We start from the raw sequence: 9,303 nt of genomic DNA on the forward strand, positions 1-9,303 counted from the left end.
GCGTACGAGGCACCGCCGCCGCCGTGCACGTGCAGGTCCACGAACCCGGGCACCACCGTGTACCCGGTCAGGTCCAGGTCACCCGGTTCGGTGGCACCGCCCAGCCCGGCGATCCGGGATCCCTCGATGGTGAGGCGGTCCCCCTCGACGACCCCGCCGGGGAGGACGAGGCGGGCGCCGGCCAGGACAGTACCCCGCGGCAGCGCCGCGGATGGAATCCGCGCGGTCACGCGGTCACCTCCAGTGAGAGCAGATCCCAGGCGAGCAGGCCCGCGCCCAGGGATGCGGCGGTGTCTTTGAGCATGGCCGGTACGACCTCGGGGGGCATCTGGAAGGTCAGTCGCTCGCTCACGGCCGCGCGCAGGGGTGTGAAGAGGGTGTCGCCGGCCTCGGCCAGGCCGCCGCCGACGATCACCGTGGACGGGTCGAGCAGGCTCTGGGCCAGCACGATCCCGTCGGCGAGGGCGTCCACCGCGTGCTGCCAGACCGCGACCGCGCGCTCGTCCCCGGCGTCCACCGCGACGGCGCAGGATGCCGCGTCGGCGTCGGGGTCCCCGCTGGCCGCGGCCCAGGCGCGGGAGACGGCGGAGGCGGAGGCGAGGGTCTCCAGGCAGCCGCGGGCGCCGCAGCCGCACCGCGGGCCGCCCGGCCGGACCACGACGTGGCCGATCTCGCCGCCGTAGCCGTGGGCGCCGGCCTCGATCCGGCCGCCGATGCCGATGGCGCCGGCGATGCCGGTGCCCAGCGCGATGAACAGGAAGCGGTCGACACCCCGGCCGGCGCCGAGCCGGCCCTCGGCCAGACCGCCCGAGCGCACGTCGTGGCCGAGGGCGACCGGCATCGCGACGCCGTCCGGGCCGGCCAGGCGCTCGCCCAGCAGCCCGCGCAGCGGCAGGTCCCGCCAGCCGAGGTTGGCGGAGAAGACCGCGACGCCGTTCTTCTCGTCGATCGTCCCCGGGACGGCGACGCCCGCCGCCAGCGGGGCGGCGCCGAAACGGCTGCGGCCCTCGTCCGCCAGGTCGGCGGCGAAGTCGAGGATGGCGGCGACGACGGCGTCCGTGCCGTGCTCCCGCCCGGTCGGTCGGCGTGCTCCGAACAGCACGGAGCCGTCCTGGGCGAGCAGCGCGGCCTTCATGCCGGTGCCGCCCACATCGAGTGCGATGACGTGCTTCACGGGGGACAGTTTCCCTTGGCCGGTCGGAGAGGTCTAGTCCAGTTGTCGGATTGGTCTGGTCCAAAGTAAGTGAGCTTTGTCGCAGAAGCATGTGGTGTGCGGCACTTTGCGCGAGCTGCGGCGCGCGCGCCGGGCGCGCCGCCCGGTGCGCCCTCCCGTACGCCGCCGCGCTCGGCGCGGGGGGCGGCCTCGGGCCGGGGTCGGGCGCGGTCCGCCTCGATCCGTTGCGCATCGTGCAACGACCTCCCGCACTTCGGTAACTACCCGTCGGGTCGGGCACGGAGGTCTGGACCACTGTGCCGGACTTTTGGCAGTGTGGCGCTCCCGGCTGCCGGATTCCACCCATCCGGTCCCCTTTTCTCCCCTCCACCCCCGAAGGCGGTAACCGCGTTGAACAGGCGCGCCCAGGCCCCCTCCCGGCTGCTCGGCACCCGGACCCTCGGCACCGCGCTGGCCGGCGCGCTGCTGCTCACCGGCTGCAGCGGCCAGGACGACGGCACGGTCACCCTCAAGCTGGTGGCGGCCGACTACGGCGAGGACGCGGCGACCGGCTCCCGGCAGTACTGGGACGACGTCGTGCGCCGGTTCGAGACCGCCAACCCGGGCATCAAGGTCGACGTCGAGGTGGTCGGCTGGACGGACATCACCAAGCGGGTGAGCGACCTGGTGGGCAGCGGCAAGTCGCCCGACCTGGTGCAGACCGGCGGCTTCGCCGACCAGGTGGCCGCGGACCGGCTCTACAAGGCGGCGGACGTCCTCTCGCTGGACACCCAGGCCAACATGATGGAGTCCTTCGCGCACGCCGGGCAGGTGCTCGGCACCCAGTACGGCATCCCGTTCGTCTCCTCCTCGCGGGTGCTCTTCTACAACAAGGCGGTCTTCCAGAAGGCCGGGATCGACAAGCCACCGGCCACCTGGAACGAGCTCAGGCAGGCGGCCGAGAAGATCAAGGCCAAGGTCCCCGGGGTGGTCCCGTACGGGCTGCCGCTCGGGCCCGAGGAGGCGCCGGCCGAGTCCATGCTCTGGACGCTCAGCGGCGGCGGCAGCCTCTCCGACGACGTCGGCAACTACACCATCGACAGCACCCAGAACCAGGCGACCTTCACCTGGCTGCGGACCAACCTGGTCGACGCCAAGCTGACGTACCCGGAGCCGGGCAAGATGAACCGGACGCCGGTGTTCACCGACTTCGCGGCCGGCAAGGTCGCGATGCTGAACGGTCACCCGACCCTGCTGCGGATGGCCGCCAAGGCGAAGGTCGACTTCGGGACGGCGCCGATCCCCAGGAAGGACGGCCTGGCCAGGACCGGCAGCCTCGGGGTGGCGGACTGGATGATGGCGTTCAAGGCCAACGGGCACCGGAACGAGATCCGCAAGTTCCTGACCTTCGTGTACGCGAAGGACAACCAGCTCAAGTTCGACGAGACGTACAACCTGCTGCCGGTCACCCAGGACGCCTTCGCGGAGATGACCAAGGACGGGAAGCACGAGGACCTGAAGCAGTTCGCGGCCGGGCTGACCAACGCCAGCTTCTACCCGTTCGGCGACCCGGCCTGGGCCGAGGTCAGCAACCAGATCAAGGCCGGGGTCGGCGGCGCCGTGACGGGGGATGCCAAGCAGGTGCTGGAGGACCTGCAGCAGAAGGCGGTGAAGGAGGCGGCCCGGGTCCGCAAGTGACCTCGGGCCGCCGCCCGGGGATCAGAGGGTGATCGCGTAGGCCTTGCGCAGGGTCTCGTGGACCGTCCAGGTCGTGCGGTCCCCGGCGCGCAGCACGGCGCAGTCACCCGGGCCGACGTGCAGGGTCGGGCCGCCGTCGATCTCGATGGTGGCCCGGCCGCTCAGCACCACGAACAGCTCGTCGGCCTCGACGTCGGTGACCACGCCCGGGGTGATCTGCCAGATGCCGCGCAGCTGGCGGCCGTCGGCGGACTCGGAGAGCACCCGGCCGGACACCTCGGGGGTGCCGGAGACGATCTGGGCCGGGTCGAGCGGGTCCGGTTCGAGCTCGGCGGCGGGGATGTGGAGGACGAAGCTTTCGGTCATGCCCCCGACGCTAGCCAGCCGGGCGGGGCGACGAGGGGCGCACAGTGTGTCGGGTGCGCGGGGGAGAATGACACTCCGTAGTGGTGGTGCCGTCGTGGGCGGCGCCGTGCGGTGGCGGGCGGAGGTGGGCCGGGCATGGGCGGGCTGAGCGAACGGGACTTGGCGGTGCTGGAGCTCGAAGGACGGCAGTGGCGGACGGCGGGGGCCAAGGAGCGGGCCGTCCGGGAGGAGCTGGAGATCTCCAGCACGCGGTACTACCAGCTGCTGAACGCCCTGCTGGACCGGCCGGAGGCGCTCGCGCACGCGCCGGTGCTGGTGAACCGGCTGCGCAGGGTCAGGGCCGCCCGGCGCGCCGCCCGCTGAGGCCTCCGCCGGGCGGGGCGCTCGCCCGCGGGCGCGTCGGTCGCGGGCGCCGCGCCGGGCGGGGGCGTGCGGTGGCGGGGCGGGTGCGTCGGCGGGCGGTGGCTGGGTATGGGTCCCGGCATGGGTCTTGAGGACACGGTGCAGCTGAGGACGGAAGCCGGGCGCACGGGGCTGGAGGCGCTCCTCGCCTCGCCGCGCGAGGCGGTGGTGGCGCTGGACTTCGACGGGACGCTGGCGCCGATCGTGGCGGACCCGAGCCGGGCGCGGGCGCACCCCGGGGTGGCGGGGGCGCTGCGGGCGCTGGCCCCCCGGGTGGGGTCGGTCGTGGTGGTGACCGGCCGGCCGGCCGGGCTGGCCGTCGAGTACGGCGGGTTCGAGGGGATCGACGGCCTGGTGGTGCTGGGCCACTACGGCGCCGAACGCTGGGAGGCCGGGGTGCTCACGGCACCGCCGGTGCACCCGGGCGTGGCCGCCGCGCGGGCCGACCTGGACGGAGTGCTGGCCGCGGCCGGGGCGCCGGCGGGGACGTGGGTGGAGGACAAGGGGCGGTCGCTGGCGGTGCACACCCGGCGGACGGAGGCACCGGAGCAGGCCCTGGAGCTGCTGCGTGCGCCGGTGGCGGCGCTGGCCGCGGAGCACGGGCTGGTGGTGGAGCCCGGCCGGCTTGTGCTGGAGCTGCGGCCGCCGGGGGTGGACAAGGGGGCGGCGCTGCGCTCCTTCCTGGGGGAGCGGGACGCCCGGACGGTGCTGTACGCGGGTGACGACCTGGGGGACGTGGCGGCCTTCGCGGCGGTGGAGGAGCTGCGCGGGGACGGTCTGGCCGGGCTGCTGGTGTGCAGCGGCGCGGTGGGCGACGCGCCGGTGAAGGAGCTCGCCGACCGGGCCGACCTGGTGGTCGAGGGCCCGGCCGGCGTGGCGGCGCTGCTGGAGCGGCTGGCGGCGGAGCTCGGCCGGTCCGCCGGGGCCCCGTGAGCCCGCGGCCTCAGCCGAGGTCGTCGAGCGCGTCGAGCTGGTCGAGGAACCACTGCTGGGGCGGGAGCGCGGTCGCCGCGGCGGCGAGCCGCTTGGTCCGCTCGGCGCGCTCGTCGGCCGGCATGCCGAGCGCGGTGTGCAGGGCCTCGGCGGTGGCGATCACGTCGTAGGGGTTGACCGTCAGCGCGTCGTCGGCGAGTTCGGCGTGCGCGCCGGCCTCGCGGGAGAGCACGAGGGCGCAGCCGCGGTCGGACACCACGGGCACCTCCTTGGCGACCAGGTTCATGCCGTCGCGGATCGGGTTGACCAGGGCGACGTCGGCCAGCCGGTAGGCGGCCAGCGAGCGCGGGAAGTCGTCGTTGACGTGCAGGATCAGCGGCTGCCAGGCGGGGGTGGCGAACTCGGCGTTGATCTCGTCGGCGAGCCGCCGGACCTGGGCGGTGTAGTCGCGGTACTCGGCCAGGTCGGTCCGGGACGGGTAGGCGAAGGCGATGTGCACCACCCGGTCCCGCCACTCGGGCCGGGTGCGCAGCAGGTGCCGGTAGGCCTGGAAGCCGCGGACGATGTTCTTGCTCAGCTCGGTGCGGTCGACCCGGACGACGGTGCGCCGGTCGCCGACGGCCGCGCGGAGCGCGGCGAGGCGTTCCTCGACGTCCGGGCGGTGGGCCCGCTCGCGCAGGAAGTCGGCGTCGGCGCCGAGCGCGTGGACGCCGAGGCGCGTGGTGCGGCCGGCGTGCGTGACGGTGAGCGCGGCGCGGTCGACGGTGGCGCCGAGGAGCCGCTCGCAGCAGTCGGCGAACGCCAGGGCCCAGCGGCGGGTGAGGAAGCCGGCCCGGTCGGCGCCGAGGATGCCGGTGAGGACGGCCTCGGCGACGTCGTCGGGCAGCAGCCGGAAGTACTCGGGCGGCGCCCAGGGGGTGTGCGAGAAGTGGCCGATCCGCAGGTCGGGCCGGGCGGCGCGGAGCAGGGCCGGGGTCAGCGAGAGGTGGTAGTCCTGGACCAGGACGGCGGCGCCGCGGGCTGCCTCGGCGGCGAGCGCCTCGGCGAACGCGGTGTTGTAGGCGGTGTAGGCCTGCCATTCGGCGCGGAAGCCGGCGTCGAAGGCGGGTGCGGTCGGGGTGTCGTAGAGCAGGTGGTGGACGAACCAGAGGGTCGAGTTGGCCACGCCGTTGTAGGCGCGGGCGAAGGTCTCGGGATCTATGTCCAGCATCCGGACGGCCTGCCCGCCGACGTCGTGGCCGGCCCGGTCGAGCCGCCCGTCGGGTGCCTCCCGGGCGGCTCTGCGGTCGGCGTCGCCGAGGGCCGCGCAGACCCAGACGGCGTCCGGGTCGTCGATGGCGGAGAGCCCGGAGACCAGGCCTCCTCCGCCCCGGCGGAGGGTCAGCGTGCCGTCGTCCGCCGTGCCGAACGACACCGGTCCCCGGTTGGAGGCCACCAGGACGGGGGCGGTGCCGGTCTGACTCGAACGCTCGGTCGTGAGATCGCCCATGAGTGGGATGTTGCCGTGGGTCCGCGGCCGCAAACCCCTCAGCGGGGGAGGTGCCGGGTCACGTACTCGGGGACGGTGTGCATCGGGGGCCGTTCCAGGGCGGTGATCCCGTAGGTGCGGGGGGTGAAGATGGGGGTTCCGCCGCCCGGGGGCTGGGGGAGGGCGCGCGGGTCGCGGGTGAACTGGGTGAGCAGCGGGCGCACCAGGTCGGCGGACGCCTTGAGCCGGTGGGTGCGGTCGAGCCGTTCGAGGGCGGTGCGGTAGATGGTGGCGGCCATCCGGCCGAGCGCCTGGCTGTCCTGGTGCCGGTGGTGGCGGACCCCGACGTCCACCTGGGCGAGGGCGTCCAGTCCGGCCGTCTCCAGGGCGTCGACCAGCAGGCCCAGCTCCACGCCGTAGCCGGTGGGGAACGGGAGGCGTTCGAGCAGGGAGCGGCGGGCCGCGTACTCGCCGCCGAGCGGCTGGACGAAACCGGCGAGTTCCGGCCAGTGCAGGTTGAGCAGCGGGCGGGCGACCAGTTCGGTGACCCGGCCGCCGCCCGCGGGCACGACCGCCCCGTCCGTCTCCAGCGGTCGGTCGTACATGGCCTTGACCAGCTGGATGTCCGGTTCGGTGAGCAGCGGGCCGACGATGCCGGAGACGAAGGCGGGGTCGAACTCGCGCAGGTCGGCGTCGACGAAGCAGACGATCTCGCCGCTGGTGACCAGCAGCGAGCGCCAGAGCACCTCGCCCTTGCCGGGGGCGGCGGGCAGCCGGGGCAGGATGTCGTCGCGGTGGACCACCCGGGCGCCGGCCGCGGCGGCCGCCGCGGCGGTGTCGTCCGCGGAGCCGGAGTCGACCACGACGAGTTCGTCGACCAGCGGCAGGCGTTCCATCAGCTCGCGGCGGATGGTGCGGACGATGTCGCCGACGGTGGCCTCCTCGTCCAGGGCGGGCAGGACGACGCTGACGGTGCCCGCGCGGCCGGCGGCCCGCTTGGCGTCCAGCAGGGTGCGCACCGGCCGGTCGGCCGCGCTCCACGAGCGGCGGCGCAGCCAGGACGCCGCCTGCGGGAGGAGCTCGGGTGTCGGGTCGGCGGGCACGGGTCTCTCCTCGGCGGGTTCGGGCGGCGGGTTCGGGCTCGGGCTCGGGTCCGGGTGGGGGCCGGGCTCGGATCGGGGTGCGGGCGGCGGGTTCGAGGTCGGGTTCGGGGCGGGTTCGGGGCCGGACGGCGGCGGGCCGGGGACGGGTGGGACGCGCCATCTCGCGTGGCGGACGGTCCCGTTCACGGTTGACGCCTTCGGATACAGTCTTCGTACAGCGGTCGGACCTTCGCACGCCGGGGTCACCGCTGAGCATGACCACAACTTCACAGAGCTCATCCAGAGGGACTGAGGGAACGGCCCGTTGACGTCCCGGCAACCTTCTCGCGCGGCTGTCGTCCAGGCCCCGGCGGGACAGGTGCCAATTCCGGCCCGTGGCGCGACCGCGCCACGGGGAAGATGAGGAGAGAGGCCTCCGCCATCATGGCTTTCGACACCGTCGCACCCGCAACCGTTGACCTCGGCCCCGCCGCCGCCCTGTCCTGTCGCGAGTGCGGTACCCGTTTCCCGCTCGGTCCGAGCTTCGCCTGCCTGGAGTGCTTCGGGCCGCTGGAGATCGCGTACGACTTCGGCAGCGAGGCCGCGGAGGAGCTGCGCAAGCGGATCGAGTCCGGTCCGGCCTCGATCTGGCGCTACGCGCCGCTGCTGCCGGTGCCGGCGGACGTCGCCTCGAAGCCCAACCTGAACCCCGGCTGGACCCCGCTGGTGAAGGCGGACAACCTGGGCCGCGAGCTCGGGTTCACCGCCCAGCTGCACGTCAAGGACGACTCGGGCAACCCGACGCACTCGTTCAAGGACCGCGTGGTGGCCTGCGCGATCGAGGCGGCGCGGGCGTTCGGCTTCACCACGCTGTCCTGCTCCTCGACCGGCAACCTGGCCGGCGCGGTGGGCGCGGCCGCCGCCCGGGCCGGTTTCAAGTCCTGCGTGTTCATCCCGCACGACCTGGAGCAGGGCAAGGTCGTGATGGCCGGTGTCTACGGCGGTGAGCTGGTCGGCATCGAGGGCAACTACGACGACGTGAACCGCTTCTGCTCGGAGCTGATCGGCGACCCGGCCGGCGAGGGCTGGGGCTTCGTCAACGTCAACCTCCGCCCGTACTACGGCGAGGGTTCCAAGACGCTGGCGTACGAGATCTGCGAGCAGTTGGGCTGGCGCCTGCCGGAGCAGATCGTGATCCCGATCGCCTCGGGCTCGCAGCTGACGAAGATCGACAAGGGGCTGCAGGAGCTGATCAAGCTCGGTCTGGTCGAGGACCGGCCGTACCGGATCTTCGGCGCCCAGGCCGCGGGCTGCTCGCCGGTGTCGGCGGCGTTCAAGGCCGGCCATGACGTGATCCGGCCGGTCAAGCCGGACACCATCGCCAAGTCGCTGGCGATCGGCAACCCGGCCGACGGCCCGTACGTGCTGGACATCGCCCGCCGCACCGGCGGCGCCGTCGAGGACGTGACCGACGCCGAGGTGGTGGCCGCGATCAAGCTGCTGGCCCGCACCGAGGGCGTCTTCGCCGAGACCGCGGGCGGGGTGACCGTCGGCGTGCTGAAGAAGCTGGTCGAGACCGGTCAGCTGGACCCGGCCAAGGAGACCGTCGCGATCAACACCGGTGACGGCCTGAAGACCCTGGACGCGGTCTCCGACGCCGGGATGACCGCGGTCATCCGCCCGACGCTGGCCTCGTTCCGCGACGCCGGCCTCGCCTCCGCCTGACCCCCGCCACCGCTCGCCGCCACCCACCCGCGGCCACCCGCCGCCCCGCCGCAAGGAGAAGCCCCCATGAGCGCCAACGTCCGCATCCCGACCATCCTGCGCACCTACACCGGCGGCGCCGCCGAGGTGGCCGCCGAGGGCGCCACCCTGGGTGACGTCATCGCCGACCTGGAGCGCAACCACGCCGGGATCTCCGCCCGCATCCTCGACGACACCGGCAAGCTGCGCCGTTTCGTCAACGTCTACGTGAACGACGACGACGTGCGCTTCGCGGAGGGCCTGGCGACCGAGATCAAGGACGGCGCGAGCGTCTCGATCATTCCGGCGGTGGCCGGCGGCTGCTGAGCCGCGCACCACCTGGCAAATCCCTCCCGCCGAGGCACCGGCCGCCCGCGGGCACGGAATTCACTTGCCGCGGGGCCGTGGGCCCAGTTAGGGCGGGATGTATATAAGTTGTAAGAGAGTAGATGGGGAGT

Annotated in this window: 9 protein-coding genes, 1 pseudogene and 1 riboswitch; of the genes and pseudogenes, 5 read left to right on the forward strand and 5 right to left on the reverse strand. The window is 73.8% G+C overall.

Annotated elements, in window-relative coordinates; all coding sequences use genetic code 11:
- Both ACFVHB_RS39355 and ACFVHB_RS39360 read right to left on the reverse strand, forming a co-directional pair.
- Positions 1 to 230 (reverse strand): annotated as a pseudogene (locus ACFVHB_RS39355) (N-acetylglucosamine-6-phosphate deacetylase); the annotation flags it as partial.
- Positions 227 to 1,174: an ROK family protein gene (locus ACFVHB_RS39360; protein ID WP_380332681.1), complete on the reverse strand. Its 948-nt coding sequence runs from the start codon at positions 1,172 to 1,174 to the stop codon at positions 227 to 229. The gene ACFVHB_RS39360 and the pseudogene ACFVHB_RS39355, both read right to left, overlap by 4 nt.
- Before the next feature lie 390 nt (positions 1,175 to 1,564).
- Here ACFVHB_RS39360 and ACFVHB_RS39365 point away from each other — a divergent pair, with 390 nt between their 5' ends.
- Positions 1,565 to 2,851, forward strand: a complete 1,287-nt coding sequence (locus tag ACFVHB_RS39365; RefSeq protein WP_380332684.1) for an extracellular solute-binding protein — start codon at positions 1,565 to 1,567, stop codon at positions 2,849 to 2,851.
- A 21-nt stretch (positions 2,852 to 2,872) separates the two neighbouring features.
- Here ACFVHB_RS39365 and ACFVHB_RS39370 read toward each other — a convergent pair whose 3' ends face one another.
- Positions 2,873 to 3,217, reverse strand: a complete 345-nt coding sequence (locus ACFVHB_RS39370) for a cupin domain-containing protein (RefSeq protein WP_380332687.1) — start codon at positions 3,215 to 3,217, stop codon at positions 2,873 to 2,875.
- 135 nt (positions 3,218 to 3,352) lie between these two features.
- On the opposite strand from ACFVHB_RS39370, the gene ACFVHB_RS39375 reads away from it, so the two are divergent.
- Complete coding sequence (locus ACFVHB_RS39375) at positions 3,353 to 3,580, forward strand: DUF3263 domain-containing protein (protein WP_380332690.1); 228 nt, start codon at positions 3,353 to 3,355, stop codon at positions 3,578 to 3,580.
- 120 nt (positions 3,581 to 3,700) lie between these two features.
- Positions 3,701 to 4,552 carry a trehalose-phosphatase gene (gene otsB / locus ACFVHB_RS39380; protein WP_380332693.1) on the forward strand — a complete coding sequence of 284 codons (852 nt, stop codon included), beginning with the start codon at positions 3,701 to 3,703 and terminating at the stop codon, positions 4,550 to 4,552.
- 10 nt (positions 4,553 to 4,562) lie between these two features.
- Here otsB and ACFVHB_RS39385 read toward each other — a convergent pair whose 3' ends face one another.
- Positions 4,563 to 6,041 (reverse strand): trehalose-6-phosphate synthase, encoded by a 1,479-nt coding sequence (locus ACFVHB_RS39385; RefSeq protein WP_380332696.1) that lies wholly within the window; start codon positions 6,039 to 6,041, stop codon positions 4,563 to 4,565.
- Positions 6,042 to 6,079: 38 nt separating this feature from the next.
- On the reverse strand, positions 6,080 to 7,123 hold the full coding sequence (locus ACFVHB_RS39390; RefSeq protein ID WP_380332699.1) for a glucosyl-3-phosphoglycerate synthase: 1,044 nt from the start codon (positions 7,121 to 7,123) through the stop codon (positions 6,080 to 6,082).
- Positions 7,124 to 7,395: 272 nt separating this feature from the next.
- Positions 7,396 to 7,529: riboswitch (SAM riboswitch) on the forward strand.
- 17 nt (positions 7,530 to 7,546) lie between these two features.
- Here ACFVHB_RS39390 and thrC point away from each other — a divergent pair.
- Both thrC and ACFVHB_RS39400 read left to right on the forward strand, forming a co-directional pair.
- Complete coding sequence (gene thrC, locus ACFVHB_RS39395) at positions 7,547 to 8,827, forward strand: threonine synthase (RefSeq protein ID WP_380332702.1); 1,281 nt, start codon at positions 7,547 to 7,549, stop codon at positions 8,825 to 8,827.
- 66 nt (positions 8,828 to 8,893) lie between these two features.
- Positions 8,894 to 9,172 (forward strand): ubiquitin-like small modifier protein 1, encoded by a 279-nt coding sequence (locus tag ACFVHB_RS39400; RefSeq protein WP_380332705.1) that lies wholly within the window; start codon positions 8,894 to 8,896, stop codon positions 9,170 to 9,172.
- Positions 9,173 to 9,303 lie beyond the last annotated feature (131 nt).

Origin of the sequence: Kitasatospora sp. NPDC127111, assembly GCF_042677465.1 — a bacterium.
Classification (GTDB): Bacteria; Actinomycetota; Actinomycetes; order Streptomycetales; family Streptomycetaceae; genus Kitasatospora.